A 12,764-nucleotide genomic window follows, 5' to 3' on the forward strand; every position below is an offset into this window, starting at 1 on the left:
ATGGAGCAAAGCGCGTTGATCTCCGGCCGGTCTCCGGTTGATCTCTTACGCGCTGCGCTGTCTGCGGCGATAGAGATCGAGGCCTTTTCTTGCCTGTGCCCTGATTGCGCGCTGCACGAAAGGGGTTCAGCCGAGCAGCACACCTTTGACGCCTAAAGCCTGACGGGTCCACCGCCAGAGGTCGAACGCATCGCGATGTTCGACGATGCGGCCCTCGCGAAACCTGAAGCGGGCGTCGATGCGGTTGACCACCGTGCGGCCTGTCTGACTGAAAGTGTAACGGGCCACCCAGTGAGCGCGACCATTATGCTCATCGGCTTCGACACCGTCGAACGTCAGCGAGAAGTCCTGCGCCCGCGCCACCAGCATGCGCCACATATCGCGCGCCTCTTCGCCGCGCAGCTCGCCAAAGGCCGGATCGCTGAAGACCACGTCGTCGGCGTAGCAGACGGCCATGGTGTCGGCGTCGCGCTGCTGGAACGCGGTGTAAAAACGCTCGATCAGTTCGGTATTGGGATGGCTCATCGGGGATGGCTCATTTGAAATGGCTCATTGCTTGTGCTGAAGCGTTGCCGGCCGTGGAGACGATCCGGAAAAGGAGCGCGCACCAGGACTTGAGGCGCGCAGGCATCACACGATAGCGGAAAACGGCGCGGCCGGGGTGCGGCCTCTGTAACACTCGCGCCGCCTTTCGTTATATCCTGTCGAATATCACGGTATGCTTCGTGAAGCGCGGCGGCTCGCCTGTCGCCCGCGCACGATGAAGCGAAACAAGCCAGCAGGAGCCAGCAGCGGTGCGTAATCCAGTTACAGCGCAACTTACAGCGGAACCCGCAGCGCCATCCACCTCGCGACCGATCGTGCGGCCCACCTCGGCCAACCCTTCGGGACGCGTTCCGACGGATTTTTCGTCGACCATTGTTGCGGTCAAGTCGACGTCCGAACGGGGCCGCGCCGAGTTAATCCGGGATGTCGTCGATGCTTACCGGCGCCTTTATGGCAGCGTGGAGCGCTTCGTGTCGATGCTGACGGACGATCGCCTGAACTTCGCCTCGGTGGGCACCTCGGGTTCGCACTCATTGAACCAGTTGCTCTCGGTCCTCGCCGAAGAGGCCAGGGCGGCGGCGTTCGTCCGCCTGCGCGAGCTGAAAGCGTCGATTGAAGAGGCGCGCTCGGCCGAGCAGCTTCGCGACGCGATTTTCTCGGACATCTATAGCAACGATCTGGTCGCGTTGCGCAAGGTGGTAGCGGAACTCGAACGGCTCGACACAGCCTTTATCGGCCTGTGCGTCGGGCACGTGCTGGATCGCCATAGCCACAAATGAACGTTTTTATTTGCCCAGCGCTATATCTTTTCGAATATATCGAAAGCGACGCTTGCTTGCCGTGCGTGACGTGCATGTCGAGCACGCATGCTCTCTCAGCCTGACGCCAGAACCGGATTCGAGGTCCTCATGCACACGCCCCCGTTTCGCCTTGCCCAACCCTCGCGTCTCAAGCTGTCCAGCGACGAACTGGCCGGCACCGGCTTGCGCGCGGCCGATCCGTGCTGCACGCCCGCCAAAACGTCGTTCTCGAACGTCAAACGGCGCGCGCGCCTCGCCGAGCTCGACGGCCAGTTGCATTGTTCGATCATCGGCACCTGTCTCAGCACACATGAGCTGCGCAAGCTGGTGCCTAAGTTCACTACCCTCGACAGCCGGGACGCGAGCGATCTGGAGATTCATCACTCGGCGGTCGAACTCGCGATCGATGGCGGCGCGGGCGCCAAAGCCCTGCACAAGTTGCTCGACGAGCGCTATGCGGCCGCGATCCGGCGCTTCGACAAAGCCGCCGACCAGGCCGAACTGCAGAAGCTCTGGGACGAAGCGCTGAAAAACGGCGACATCCCACCGGCTTACTGGGCGTTGATGACGCATCCGTATGCGAACCTGCACATCCGCCAGAAAGCGTTCGGCGAACTGCACATGCTGTCGCATCTGGTCGGCGCGGCGAATCGCGCGGACATTCGCAGGCTGGTTGCGCTCGAAGCGGAAAACGCCGAATTGAAAGAGAAAATCGAGCGGCAGCAAGCCCGTTTGCAGGAAATCAGCAGGCAGCGCGATGCGTCGATCGCCGCGCTCAATGAGCAGATCGCGCAGCTCACCGCGCTGGCCGCGCGCCAGATGTCGACGGACCCCACGGACCTCGAAGCCGAAGTGTCCAGACTGCGCGACAAACTGGCCGACACCGACCAGTGGGTGGCCCTGCATACCAGCCGCCGCGAGGCCGCGGAGCAGCGGGTGCTGCAGGAGCGAGGCGCGGCGCTGGCGTTACGCAAGAGCCACGATCAGGCGCTGGCGCTCCTCAAACTGGTGCAAAGCGAATGTGATGCACTGGAGCGCGCAACGGTGGATGCCGCCCAAGGCCATGGCGCCGTCAGGATGCGGCAAGCGAGCCTGGACAGCGTACGCGGCAAACGGGTCGTGTATGTAGGCGGCCGCCCCGGCTCGAATGCCGCGCTCAAGCGGCTGGTGGAAGCCGCCGGCGGTGATTTCGTGGTGCATGACGGCGGCGTGGAAGATCGCAAGGGTCTGCTTGCCGCTGCGCTGCCGGGCGCGGATATCGTCGTGTTTCCGGTGGACTGCGTCGATCACGATTCGATGACGACGCTTAAGCGCGTATGCGAGCGCCATCAGATCGACTACCACCCGTTGCGCACGGCGAGCGTGGCGAGTTTCGTCGAATTGATGGACCGGCTGCGGCCCGAACATCTTGCCCAGTTAGGTAATCCGCCGCCCACGGCGTTTTGCCTGCGCCACAGTTGAGTTGCCGGTGGTAAGAGGTAGCCGCCAGCCGCTTACGCTTAAACCCCGGACACTGAACCGGATAGCACTCCGACGCTTACGGGCGGATCAACCGGGTCAACTCGGCAATCTGTTTTGCGCAGCTTCGTTGCGCCTCGATTTCGACCTCGCGGTACAGACGAATAATGTCTTCGCCCACCGGCGTCAACGTGCAGCCGCCGCCGCTCTGCCCGCCCTGCTCCGAATGGGTAGCGGGCACTTTGAGCGAGCGGTTCAACTCGTCGATCAGCAGCCATGCGCGCCGGTACGACATGCCGAGACTGCGCGCCGCCGCCGAGATCGAGCCGTGTTCGCGCACAGCTTCGAGCAGTTCGACTTTGCCGGGTCCGAGCGCAACGGCGTCGCCGCTCAGAATACGCATTCTGAAGCGCACTTCGGGGCGCGGTTTCGCGGATTTCGTCGCGGGTCTTGGTTTGGTTTTCGCGGTATCAGCCATGCGCGAAAGGATACACGAACCGCCTCGCCCTGCCACCCACGCTAAACGGCCTTCAATGGCGGCCGGGGAAGCAATGCCGGTAGTCTTCGCAACCCGGACAACCTGGAGCCGGGCCGGGCTCAAGCCCTAACGAAAGCGCGCGTTGCTGGGCAAGGAATTTCTTCCAGCGCAGATTGTCGACATTCAAGGCTACGAGCTTCGGGAAATAACGCGTCAGCATCCAGGTGACCTCTTCGCGGCCCGCAAGACCGAGGTCGCGCCACAGGTGATCGGGCCGCAGGCATGCGTGCGCGATGATCGAAGCAAGACAGAGGGCGTCGTCCGCGTCGACGGTGCCGCTGGCATACGTGAGCAGGAGCGCGCGCAACGTGTCGACGAATGCCGCGTGTTCGCCGGTGTCCACCGGTGGCAACGCGGATAGCGGCGCAAGCGCGGCCGCATGCGCGAAGTGCCGCGCCACTAGCGCGCGCCATGCCGGCTGCGGCAAGCCCAGCAGCGCGAGTTCGTGACGCACGTCGCGCGCGGCAATCAGTCTGGCGAACAGTTGTGTATCGGGCGAGGCGGCGTCCGTCGCCCCAGCCAGCCACCTGGCCGCGCGCTCGGCAACCGGCGCATCGAGCGGCGCACGCAGCGGCGCGGTGCCGGGCACGGCACCTCCAACAGCAGGCGAAAGCGGTTCGTCAGGCATGGCGGCAACGCAATGATGAGCAACGGACCATGTTACGCCAGTCGCCCAGATCGCCTACCCCAACGGCCTCAAAACATGCGCCTCGATACGGGCGAGTCGTTTGACGTGGCGTGGGGCGGGCAGAATGTCCGAACCGGAAAACAGAATGGGTGCGCCGTCTTCGGCGTCGAGCGCGCGGCCGCCGCATTCGTATGCGACCAGCACGTTCTCGCCGATCGGGCTGTTGAACAACTCATGCCATGAAAACGTCACGACGTAACCATCGTGTCCGACGGCCACGAATACCGTGCGCTTGAACTCGCCCGGCACCTCGTTCGGCAGGCCCGCTTCCGAGAGCAAGGTCGTCAAACGCACGCCGCGGTATGGCTCGACGCTGCGGATAAAACGGTTCGTCGTATAGCAGCGCAGGTCGAAGGGCGTGGACAGCACGCTTTCGTACGCCTTGAGCCGCTCGAGGTCGAAAGACAACGGGCGCTGAAATCGTCCGCACAGGACGAGCGCGCTTTCGACGGCAGGCGCGGCAATCTCATTCACACCATCCATATGCGTTTATCTCCAGCATTTCGTGTCTGAGCCGCTTGTTGGCTCGTTATGTCCGTGTGTATATTACGCTGCGATGATCGCCATGGCGCAAAAATGCGTCGGTATGCGCCGGCAGCACGGGCGGCACCCGCTACGTGCGCACCTTCCCGCTCAATTAATCGATCGGACCAGGCGCGCAACGACGCACAACGCAAGGCGATGACGTCGTAATATATCGCTCTTAATAACGCATCGGGGTTAATCGCATGATTCGCAAGCTGCTGGCATCTTTCGTTGTCGTCACGGGCGTGGTGACGGCCGCGCCCGCCTTCGCGCAGGACAATACGGTCAACGTGCTGTACGCCGGTTCGCTCGTCAATCTGATGGAGCGCAGCGTCGGGCCTGCCTTTGAAAAGGCGACCGGCCAGCATTTCCGTGGCTATGCAGCGGGCTCGAACAAGATCGCCAACGAAATCAAGGGCAAACTGCGGCGCGGCGACGTATTCATCAGCGCCAGCCCGAAGGTAAACACCAGCCTGATGGGCGAGGCGAACGGCAATCACGTGACGTGGTATGTGAACTTCGCCGAATCGCCGCTGATGATCGGCTACAACCCGCAAAGCAGATTCGCGGCAGACTTCAGGAGCAAGCGCTGGGACCAGGTGTTGCAGGAACCGGGCATCCGCATCGGCCGTACTGATCCGAAGCTGGATCCGAAGGGTGCCTTCACCGTCGAGATGATGACCAAGGCCGCGGCGCTCTACCATCAAGCGGATCTCGTCGAAAAAACGCTGGGCGACGCGGAAAATCCCGCTCAGGTTTTGCCTGAAGAAACGCTGGTGGGCCGCCTGCAATCCGGTCAGCTCGACGCCGGCTTTTTCTACTCGACCGAAACCTCCGACCTGAAAATTCCGGCGCTCCGTCCGGCGCCCGAATTGCAGGCTAAAGCAAGCTACACACTGACGATTCTGAGCGACGCCCCGAACCGCGACGGCGCGAGCAGCTTCGTCGACTTTCTGCTGAGCGCGCAAGGCCGCGCGCTGCTCAAGCAACACGGCGTCGACGTGATCAAGCCGACCATTACCGGCGATGTACAGGGAATGCCGCCTTCGGTCCAGGCCGTGATCGACGCGGCACAGTAAGGTGGCAAAACAGCTGGTAAACCGGTCCGCCGCGCGACCGCTGCTGTGGCTGGCGGCGCTGCTTGCCGTCTATCTGTGCGCGCCGTTTGTCGCGAGCGTGCCGCAACTCGGCGCGGCCGACTGGGCGAATGTCGACTGGCGCGCGGTGTGGTCGGCGGTCGGCATCTCGGCGGCGAGCGCCAGTGTGGCCTCGCTCGTGATTCTGCTCGGCGGCGTGCCGCTCGGCTATCTGCTGGCACGGTCGAACTCGCGCAAGATGGCGCTGCTCGGCTTCGTCGTACAGTTGCCGCTCGCCTTGCCGCCGCTCACGAGCGGCGTGCTGCTGCTGTTTCTGCTCGGCCCGTATAGCTGGGTCGGCCAGTTCACCGACGGGGCGCTGACGGATTCGTTTGCCGGCATCGTGCTCGCGGAAGTCTTCGTGGCCGCGCCCTTCCTGATCATCGCCGCGAAATCGGCGTTTGCCGCCGTGGACCCGGTGCTCGACGACGTGGCCGCCACGCTCGGTCACCATGCGGGCAGCCGTTTTTTCCGCGTGATGTTGCCGGTCGCGTGGCCGGCGATTCGTGCAGGACTCGCGCTCGCGTGGTTGCGTGCGTTCGGCGAATTCGGCGCAACGGTGATGGTGGCCTATCACCCGTACTCGCTGCCGGTGTATACGTACGTAGTATTCGGCGGCCAGGGTCTGCCGGCGATGATGCCCCTGCTGCTGCCAACGCTCGCCATTGCGATTGTTTGCGCGGCGCTGTCGGTCTATAGCGTTCGGCAGAAATCCGCGCTCGAACAAACCGAAAACGGCGACGACGCGCCGGAACCCGGCACGGATCTCACCGCCAGCCGGGGCGAGACCGCCGGCCGGCGTCTCGCCTTTCATCTGCAACGCCGCCTGGGCGCGTTCGAACTCGACATCGCGTGGACGCCCGCGACACGACGGCTGGCGATCATCGGACCGTCGGGCTCCGGCAAATCGCTGGCATTGCGCCTGATTGCGGGGCTCGAATCTAACGCGTCCTGTTCGGTCCGGCTGGGCGCCACCGATTTGAGCCCGCTGCCGCCCGAGCGCCGCCAGATCGGCTATATGCCGCAAGACTACGGTCTGTTTCCGCACATGACGGTCGCGCAGCAACTCGCGTTTCCGGTCGATGCCGATGCCGCCAGCGCGCGTTACTGGCTCGAACACCTAGGCCTCGCGCAACTGGTCGCGCGCTTGCCGCATCAGTTGTCGTTCGGTCAGCGGCAGCGTGTGGCGCTGGCCCGCGCGCTCACGCGTCATAGCGAATTGCTGCTGTTCGACGAGCCGTTCGCGGCGCTCGATACGCCGCGGCGGCGGCGTTTGCAGCAGTCGTTGCGAGCCTTGCAGCGCGAGATAGCCGCAGTGACCATCATCGTCACGCACGATCCCGACGAAGCGGCTCTCCTCGCCGACGAAGTGCTGGTGGTCGAACAGGGCCGCGTGTTGCAAGCGGGTGCCATTGCCGCGGTATTCGAACAGCCGGCTTCGATGCGGGTCGCCGAACTGCTGGGCTTGCACAATGTCGGCAAGGGTTCGGTGACCGCCCCGGGTCGGATCGAGATCGGCAATGGTTTGACAATCGCAACGGCTCACGGCGACCAGGAGATTGCCGTTGGGCAACGCGTGATGTGGCGCATCTCTTCCCATGCGGTGCTTCTTTGTCCCGATGGCGCGCATGCCGGCGTGGTCGAGGCGGTTGAATTACGGCGCGGCGAGCGGTATGTCAGGCTGAATATCGCGGGGGTACGGTTCGATATCGCCAACGAAGATGCCCGCCTGCGCGAAGGAAGCCCCTGCCGGATCGATATTGACGAATCCGGCGTGTCGGTCTGGAAGCTCAGTTGACCCGCGGCTAATTCTCGCCCGCGTGAGCCCGCTTCCTGACGTCGGAAAACGCGGTGTCCACGAGCAGTTTTCCTGAATCGAAAACGGTGACGAGCGCCTCGTCCCAATCGCCTTCGACGGTGCGCTCGTCCCACGCCACCGGCAGCGTCGCCGTTCGATACTCGCCGGTGTGACGATTCTGCAGCAAGGTAAGTCGCCCTTTCATCGACCGCTTGCCGGCATCCGTAACCGGATCCTTGTGGACGTCGTGCCATGCGTCGCCAAGCCGGATGGCCGAACATTTCATGGCGAATCGCTGCGTATCGCGGTTGATCTGCTGCAACAACGCACCGCCCATGCCGAACACAATGTTGTCCGCGGCAAAGCCGGCCTGATCCATGCGCGCAAGGATCGCTTCGATCGAGTCCGGATTCACACCGTCGCCCTGAATCACGCGGACGTTATTGAGCACGCGCCGCCCCTTGCCGTTCACCGTCGAACCGAACGAAGCCTCGAGTGCCCGCATGGTTTGCAGAACGATCGTCAGCGGATCGCCGGAATCCGGCCGGATCACCAGCGTGCCGCCCGAGTCGAGCACCGCCTGCTTCAATTCCGTGCCCCATACCTTGAGCGCGGCAAACAGGTCGTAGGAATCGGATACCACCGAAACGATCGCCCCCGGCTTGCCGAACTTCGCGATCATGTTGCGGAAGGCGTCGGTTTCCCGCTCGCGCCCCCATGACGTGATCGTGCTGTGCTCGGCGGCCGGCACCGAGAACGCCGCCATCGGCTCGTTGTAGTAGTGGTTCGCGGCAAGCACGCCGAGCACCGTATCCGAACCCATGAAACTGACCAGATGTGCCGAACCGCCGATCGCCGCCGACTCCGCGCTCGACACGCCGCGCGCGCCGAAATCGTGCAGCTTGAACGGCAATTGCGTGAGGTCGTCGCTACTTTTCTCCAGCCAGGCGCGGATCGTTTTGCGCAGATGCCAGCTTTGCGTCGCGACCGTGATCGGATACCACACGCGCAGCAGCATGGTTTCCAGATACGAGGCCAGCCAGAACACCTGCGGATCGTCGCACTCGACCGTCATCAGCACATTGTGCGTGGGCACGACCGAGCCTTCCGGCACCGCGCGAATCCGCACCGGCAGATAGCCGCCGCGCTGCTCGACGATGTAACGCCAGCCGGCTTCGTTGAACGGCTCGCCGTGCGCCGTGAAAAACGCCTTCGCCTGGTCGATCATGGCCGCCGTAATCGGGCGGCACAGATACTCCTTGATCAGCATCTGCAGGCCGAAGAACAGCGTGCGGTCATAGCGGCCGCCGCGCGACTCGATGTATGAAAACATCGCCGACGCCTCGGGCGGATATTGCAGATAGTGCGACGCCTTGTAGGAATCCGTGTTGAGGATCGGATTGGACAGGATCGACGCCATGTCGTTGAACGGGTTGATATCGCTTTGCATGGGTGACGTTACGCTGATGCGGCTCTCTCAAGGGTAATCGGGCCGGCCGGGTATCTTGCCGCTTATGCCGTAGCCCGAACTACACCATACATCGTCAAAACACGCCCGGAATCACCCGGAACCGCACCCTGCCCCTGTACGCCCGGTACTGCTCGTCTTCGGCCAGGAGCCGTTCCTCCCGCACAATGCGGCCAATCTGCAATGCAAACTGGCATCCGTAGACAATCACGTTCTGAATTCCGAAGTTCGCCAGCAAAAACCCGATATCCGTCAGGAAATACCCCAGGTACATGGGGTGACGCATGAACCGGTAAGCGCCGTGGGAGATCACCCCGCGATTGGCGGGCAAGATGCCAAAGGACCGGCTCAGCGACACCTTCGCAAACATCTGCCAGAAGATCCCCAGCAACTGCAATGACGCACCGGCCAGTTCCGGAATGAGCTGGGCTCCCGGCGACAGCCGCACGGCCAGAAAATAGAAGGTTCCGCCTACCGAGCAGATGAACGCAAAAGGCGTCCAGTCACGTTTGCTGGGCACCCGCGCAAACAGCGACAGGCCGAGAGTCATGAACGCGCTCACCACGAGCAGCAACAAGGTGATACGGGTGGGCGCAACAAGCCATTGCCTGACCGCCGCATAGGTAAAAATGCTCAGCATGAACCCCGCGGCGACACGCGCGGCGATTTCGACCGCCGCCTCGCGCCAGCCGCCGGCCGCCATCGCGCGGTCTTCCCCGCCGTATTCACCGCTGCCCTCACCGCCGACGCGAGCTGCCGCGCTGGCCGGCTCGCCGTTCGCGGCATTCTCGAGCGAACCCTCTCTATCGACTTCCCCCGAGCGTGTGGTTTCTGTCATGCGTCACTCACTTCGATCTGCGAATTATTTTTCAAGTCTGCTGCATGAAGATTTCTGCTCCACCCGTGCCGCAGCGTAGCAGTCGCAACGGGCCGTTGTCCATATCATGCCACGCGTCACGCCACCCGCGCCCGGATTCAGGCCGGGCGTGCGGGTTCCAGCGATCGGCCTGGTTCAGTGGCCCGGCTTCAACTGCGGCGGCACGTTAGGCCGCGCAGCGAACAGGCGGCCGAGCATGCCTTTGCGGGGCTCGGCGATGGCGGGCCACAGCATGTCGGCGAGCAGGCAGATGCCGCGCGCCAGCGCGCTGTCGTGGGCGGTGGTGACGAGCGGCACGCCGCGGTTGAGCGCCTCGTTGACCTGCTTGTCGTCACGCGGAAGCTGGTGCGCGACCTTCGCGCCGAGGGTCTGTTCGAGGGTCGGCAGATTGATGCGAGCGTTCTTGTCGTATTGATTCACCACGACCCGCACCTTGCTGGGCGGATAGCCCAGTTCCCTGAAAATATCGAGCATCCGGCGGCCGCCGTGCAGATACAGCGGATTTTGCCGCACGACCATGCAGATCGCATCGCTGTGATCGAGCGCATGGATCGTCGACGGATTGAGGCTCTGGCCGATGTCGATCAGCACCGCGTCGTAACGCTCGCGCACCAGTGCGAGAATCTGCTCCAGTTGCGCGGGCAACATCGCGGCCGCCTTGAGCGGATCGCCGGCTCCCGCCAGCACGTCGAGGTTCGCGTGGACGTGCATCACGCAGGTATCCAGCAAAGCGGCGTCGAGACAGTCGATCTGCAGGCATAGATCGGCGAGCGTCACCGGCGGCGGCTTGTCGGCGAGGAGCAGGCTCGCGTCGGCGAATTGCTGACTGAGGTCGATCAGCAGCACGCGCCGGTTACGCTGCGCGGCCAGCGACCAGGCGAGATTCACGGCGATCAGCGTCGTGCCGCTGCCGCCCTTGCACGATGCCAGTGACACGATCCGCCCGGCACGACGCACGCCCGCGCTTTTCTTCCCGGCGATATGCGTGAGCGCCGCGGCAATCTCATACGCGTCCAGCGGCCATGACAGCACGTGCCGCACGCCGACGCGCATTGCCGCGGTCAGCAGGGTCGCGGACGGCGCCGGCGTGACCAGCATGCAATACAACGCGGGCGAGCAGGCCAGCGCCTCTTCGACACCGTGCAACTCGCGCGCGCTCAGATCGACGTCGTCGACAATCAGCAGATCGGCGCTCCTGATTTCGCGGGCATGCACGCGCAATTGCCGCGCCGTGCCATAAGCGGTGCGCAAACGGAATACCACGCCGCTTTCTTCGAGGCGCGCGACGATATGCGGCGCGCGCTCCACGCTGGACGAAATCAGAAAGATGTCGATCATGTCGGGCCTCCGCCGAACTGAAGCCTTCCGGTGGGTAAGGCCACGTCAATCCCGCTCCACTTTCAGACGTCGTCGTCGGGATCGGCTGGGTAGATGGCTGCGCCCCGATCGTGATCGCGTTCGGGCAAAACCGGAATTTCATAGATCGCTTCGCGTAACACGTCGCGCTGAATCTCGGCCTGAGCCTTGCGTTTGATTGCCTCGGCGATCACCAGCGTGAGCAGATCGGCCGACGGCGCGGCGACCAACGACTGCTGTTGCGCAAAGTGCCGCGAGTAGAAGACGCCGGCGCTGCGCGCCGTGTTCTGGTGATTCAGCCGCAATGCGGCCGGCTTGCTGATCGTTTTCATGACACCCCCGAATGAAGAGCCATTGCAAGGCCATCTCCAGGTAAGCCGTGCCCGCCTTGATGCGCGGGCACGGCGCCCAGTTCTCCTCGTAGCGTGTGCCCCTCTGTGGAGACTCAGGCCATTCCTCCCCGCTTCGTCGCGCCGGCCGTACGGACCGTGCGCTGCCCCTTCCCCGCTGCCGCTTCCCTATTCTTTGCTTCGCATGCCCGTAATCTGCCCGAGCACGGTATCTGTCGTTATGACGATCAGCCTCGACCGTTCACTTTCAAATCCGTTCAGTTCGACGGATAAAGTGGCGAGGTCAATGCTTCACGTCGTCCGGTGACGGAATGACCGATACTTCGTATCGCTCATTCGCCCCGTTTTTTTGACGTCCGTTTTTCAGTGGCCCCGCCGCACCCTCGTAAGACACATTGGCTTCCCCGGCCGCGCTTACGAAGACAAGTTTTGCCGCTGGGCTCCAGTTGCTGTTTCCCCGTGCATCCGGAGCCAGGCGGCAATCAATCTGCTTGTGAGACTCCTATTGCAATGGCTGTGCCATGCATCATCAATCCCTTGCTGGATGGAGTATTTGCTGCAACGCACCGCGCCAGGCCGGGTCACGCGGCACAGCTTGATTCGGATTTGACACGCGCCGGATTCAACGGCTAACGCAAGGCGGAAGGATCTACCTGCGCAGGCCATCGGCGCACTTTTTATCGGTCCCTCTCCGGCCACGCTTTGCGGCGTGCACCGGTCAAATATGCCGACGCTTCGGGCCACAAAACGGCTTTCGCAGCCGCTGCCCAAAATGTCGCAAGCTTGAGACGCGGTAATGCCTGGAAATTCGACGACACGCCATTTATTGCATGATTAACAGCATGAGATTTGCGGTCACTATGTGGTCTTACACTCACAGCCGGGGTTGACCTGCTATTTTTGAACGGCACGCCGATACGTTCCGGTGCGAAAAACGCTTCCTGATCCGGAATTGTTTATATGGCGCTCCAAAGCGCTTTCGCATATCGTTAGGCCATGCGCCACTTAGAGCGCCTGTGCCAGGCCACCGAGGTAATAAACGGCTTTTTGTGATTCGGGGATGAAATAGTCAGGCAGTTTCAGCGGTGAACACTCATTCTGCTGCCTGTCCGAAATGCAGCGCTCGGCGGCTCACGCCGCTCCAAGTCCCCGTCATTGCCGCTACCGTGAATTTGCCACTGCCGGTCTGTCCAATTCGTCGAAAGCCGTTCTGAGAGAAGCAAC

General features: G+C 63.0%; 11 protein-coding genes and 1 pseudogene. 4 read left to right on the forward strand and 8 right to left on the reverse strand.

Going from position 1 to position 12,764, the window contains the following annotated elements; genetic code table 11:
• Nucleotides 1-45: 45 nt before the first annotated feature.
• A pseudogene (locus tag AC57B6_RS20470) lies at nucleotides 46-525 on the reverse strand (nuclear transport factor 2 family protein).
• Between the two features lie 269 nt (nucleotides 526-794).
• Here AC57B6_RS20470 and AC57B6_RS20475 point away from each other — a divergent pair.
• Both AC57B6_RS20475 and AC57B6_RS20480 read left to right on the forward strand, forming a co-directional pair.
• The gene (locus AC57B6_RS20475) at nucleotides 795-1,325 is read left to right on the forward strand and encodes a hypothetical protein (RefSeq protein WP_496421988.1); all 531 of its coding nucleotides are present in this window, start codon (nucleotides 795-797) and stop codon (nucleotides 1,323-1,325) included.
• A gap of 129 nt (nucleotides 1,326-1,454) precedes the next feature.
• Nucleotides 1,455-2,807, forward strand: a complete 1,353-nt coding sequence (locus AC57B6_RS20480; RefSeq protein ID WP_496421989.1) for a DUF2325 domain-containing protein — start codon at nucleotides 1,455-1,457, stop codon at nucleotides 2,805-2,807.
• Between the two features lie 76 nt (nucleotides 2,808-2,883).
• Here AC57B6_RS20480 and AC57B6_RS20485 read toward each other — a convergent pair whose 3' ends face one another.
• Genes AC57B6_RS20485 through AC57B6_RS20495 form a run of 3 tightly spaced genes read right to left on the reverse strand, consistent with a single transcriptional unit; the run spans nucleotide 2,884 to nucleotide 4,513 of the window.
• Nucleotides 2,884-3,282 carry a winged helix-turn-helix domain-containing protein gene (locus AC57B6_RS20485; RefSeq protein WP_244144027.1) on the reverse strand — a complete coding sequence of 133 codons (399 nt, stop codon included), beginning with the start codon at nucleotides 3,280-3,282 and terminating at the stop codon, nucleotides 2,884-2,886.
• Nucleotides 3,283-3,334: 52 nt separating this feature from the next.
• The gene (locus AC57B6_RS20490; protein WP_496421990.1) at nucleotides 3,335-3,970 is read right to left on the reverse strand and encodes a nitrogen fixation protein NifQ; all 636 of its coding nucleotides are present in this window, start codon (nucleotides 3,968-3,970) and stop codon (nucleotides 3,335-3,337) included.
• Nucleotides 3,971-4,024: 54 nt separating this feature from the next.
• Nucleotides 4,025-4,513: a molybdopterin-dependent oxidoreductase gene (locus AC57B6_RS20495; protein WP_496421991.1), complete on the reverse strand. Its 489-nt coding sequence runs from the start codon at nucleotides 4,511-4,513 to the stop codon at nucleotides 4,025-4,027.
• A gap of 245 nt (nucleotides 4,514-4,758) precedes the next feature.
• Between AC57B6_RS20495 and AC57B6_RS20500 the strand changes: the two genes are divergently transcribed.
• Complete coding sequence (locus AC57B6_RS20500) at nucleotides 4,759-5,634, forward strand: extracellular solute-binding protein (RefSeq protein ID WP_106354782.1); 876 nt, start codon at nucleotides 4,759-4,761, stop codon at nucleotides 5,632-5,634.
• A 1-nt stretch (nucleotide 5,635) separates the two neighbouring features.
• Nucleotides 5,636-7,489 (forward strand): ABC transporter ATP-binding protein/permease, encoded by a 1,854-nt coding sequence (locus tag AC57B6_RS20505; protein WP_496421992.1) that lies wholly within the window; start codon nucleotides 5,636-5,638, stop codon nucleotides 7,487-7,489.
• A 7-nt stretch (nucleotides 7,490-7,496) separates the two neighbouring features.
• Here AC57B6_RS20505 and AC57B6_RS20510 read toward each other — a convergent pair whose 3' ends face one another.
• The 4 genes from AC57B6_RS20510 to AC57B6_RS20525 form a co-directional block, all read right to left on the reverse strand.
• Nucleotides 7,497-8,939, reverse strand: coding sequence for a nicotinate phosphoribosyltransferase (locus tag AC57B6_RS20510; protein WP_030100457.1), 1,443 nt, complete (start codon nucleotides 8,937-8,939; stop codon nucleotides 7,497-7,499).
• Between the two features lie 94 nt (nucleotides 8,940-9,033).
• Nucleotides 9,034-9,795 (reverse strand): methyltransferase family protein, encoded by a 762-nt coding sequence (locus AC57B6_RS20515; RefSeq protein WP_496421993.1) that lies wholly within the window; start codon nucleotides 9,793-9,795, stop codon nucleotides 9,034-9,036.
• A 174-nt stretch (nucleotides 9,796-9,969) separates the two neighbouring features.
• Entirely contained in the window at nucleotides 9,970-11,172 is a 1,203-nt protein-coding gene (locus tag AC57B6_RS20520; protein ID WP_144194863.1) for an AAA family ATPase, read from the reverse strand.
• Nucleotides 11,173-11,234: 62 nt separating this feature from the next.
• Nucleotides 11,235-11,522 (reverse strand): hypothetical protein, encoded by a 288-nt coding sequence (locus tag AC57B6_RS20525; protein ID WP_496421994.1) that lies wholly within the window; start codon nucleotides 11,520-11,522, stop codon nucleotides 11,235-11,237.
• Nucleotides 11,523-12,764: the final 1,242 nt, after the last annotated feature.

This window comes from Paraburkholderia sp. BGA-UO-ETr-F12, assembly GCF_059567945.1.

Bases quoted from the DNA above. Each gene is read 5' to 3' on its own strand.
- AC57B6_RS20480 (WP_496421989.1), top strand. From the start codon at position 1,455: ATGCACACGCCCCCGTTTCGCCTTGCCCAACCCTCGCGTCTCAAGCTG.
- AC57B6_RS20485 (WP_244144027.1), bottom strand. From the start codon at position 3,282: ATGGCTGATACCGCGAAAACCAAACCAAGACCCGCGACGAAATCCGCG.
- AC57B6_RS20490 (WP_496421990.1), bottom strand. From the start codon at position 3,970: ATGCCTGACGAACCGCTTTCGCCTGCTGTTGGAGGTGCCGTGCCCGGC.
- AC57B6_RS20495 (WP_496421991.1), bottom strand. From the start codon at position 4,513: ATGGATGGTGTGAATGAGATTGCCGCGCCTGCCGTCGAAAGCGCGCTC.
- AC57B6_RS20500 (WP_106354782.1), top strand. From the start codon at position 4,759: ATGATTCGCAAGCTGCTGGCATCTTTCGTTGTCGTCACGGGCGTGGTG.
- AC57B6_RS20510 (WP_030100457.1), bottom strand. From the start codon at position 8,939: ATGCAAAGCGATATCAACCCGTTCAACGACATGGCGTCGATCCTGTCC.
- AC57B6_RS20515 (WP_496421993.1), bottom strand. From the start codon at position 9,795: ATGACAGAAACCACACGCTCGGGGGAAGTCGATAGAGAGGGTTCGCTC.
- AC57B6_RS20520 (WP_144194863.1), bottom strand. From the start codon at position 11,172: ATGATCGACATCTTTCTGATTTCGTCCAGCGTGGAGCGCGCGCCGCAT.
- AC57B6_RS20525 (WP_496421994.1), bottom strand. From the start codon at position 11,522: ATGAAAACGATCAGCAAGCCGGCCGCATTGCGGCTGAATCACCAGAAC.